The organism is Lentzea flava (assembly GCF_014648475.1).
Classification (GTDB): domain Bacteria; phylum Actinomycetota; class Actinomycetes; order Mycobacteriales; family Pseudonocardiaceae; genus Lentzea; species Lentzea flava.
The window spans coordinates 1-843 of sequence record NZ_BMRE01000153.1; the positions used below are offsets into that span (position 1 = coordinate 1).

Below are 843 nucleotides of genomic sequence, written 5' to 3' on the forward strand. Positions count from 1 at the left end.
TACTCGGCTGTTCACGGAACGCCCGCGAACAGCCGCGAACAGTGCCGTACGAACGACAACTGAGACGGAAACTGAGACGAAGGCGTCCACTGTGGACAGCGCCTGTGCGCCCTTCTGCATCCACCCGGTACCCAACCACAGCGGCCATCTCGAACTGTCGCGGCAGCGTCGCTCTCAGAGCCTCGCCAGAGCGGCGCAGCCGACACCGCCACGCCTGCCACCACTCATCCGCCTTGAGCCGTGCGTGCCTCCTGAGGCGCAATGGGGCAGCCGAACCGGAGCAGTCACAGGGCAGACGTAGCACACCATCGGATGGGACACTGGAGAGCATGAGCGAGCAGCGGACGCTTACGGCAGCGGTGCACCAAGAAGAGGATTGGTACATCGCCCAGTGTCTTGAGGTCGACGTAGCGAGTCAGGGTCAGTCGATCGAGGAGGCGTTGAGCAACCTTCGCGAAGCGGTCGAGCTATATCTGTCCGAGGTGCCTGAGCCCGCCGTTACCGCAACGCCGTTGGTTACCTCGTTTCAGGTTCCGGCCGCGTGAGTCCTGCGCTGTCGGACGTCGCCGTCCGCAAGGTCGCCCGCGTCCTGGAATCACTTGGCTTCGAGCACACGCGTACCAAGGGCAGCCATGCTGTGTACCGGCATGAGGACGGCCGCACGGTCATCGTTCCGATGCACGGCACCGTGAAGCGTGGCACCCTCGCCTCGATCATCCGGCAGGCAGGCCTGACACCCGCCGAGTTCCTCGCGCTGCTGTAGCCCTTCCCTGTCTCTCAGACATCGGTAACTGCGGTAACTGCGGTAACCGTGCAGGTCAGACGGTTACCGCAGGAGGTGCG

Annotated in this window: 2 protein-coding genes; both read left to right on the forward strand. The window is 64.1% G+C overall.

Annotated elements, in window-relative coordinates; genetic code table 11:
• Positions 1 to 329: 329 nt before the first annotated feature.
• Positions 330 to 545 (forward strand): type II toxin-antitoxin system HicB family antitoxin, encoded by a 216-nt coding sequence (locus IEZ09_RS45915; protein ID WP_189260145.1) that lies wholly within the window; start codon positions 330 to 332, stop codon positions 543 to 545.
• Positions 542 to 763, forward strand: a complete 222-nt coding sequence (locus IEZ09_RS45920) for a type II toxin-antitoxin system HicA family toxin (protein ID WP_189260146.1) — start codon at positions 542 to 544, stop codon at positions 761 to 763. The genes IEZ09_RS45915 and IEZ09_RS45920 overlap by 4 nt, the downstream gene beginning before the upstream one ends.
• Positions 764 to 843 lie beyond the last annotated feature (80 nt).

Excerpts from the sequence above, each read along its gene's own strand:
- IEZ09_RS45915 (WP_189260145.1), top strand. The coding sequence starts at position 330 with ATGAGCGAGCAGCGGACGCTTACGGCAGCGGTGCACCAAGAAGAGGAT.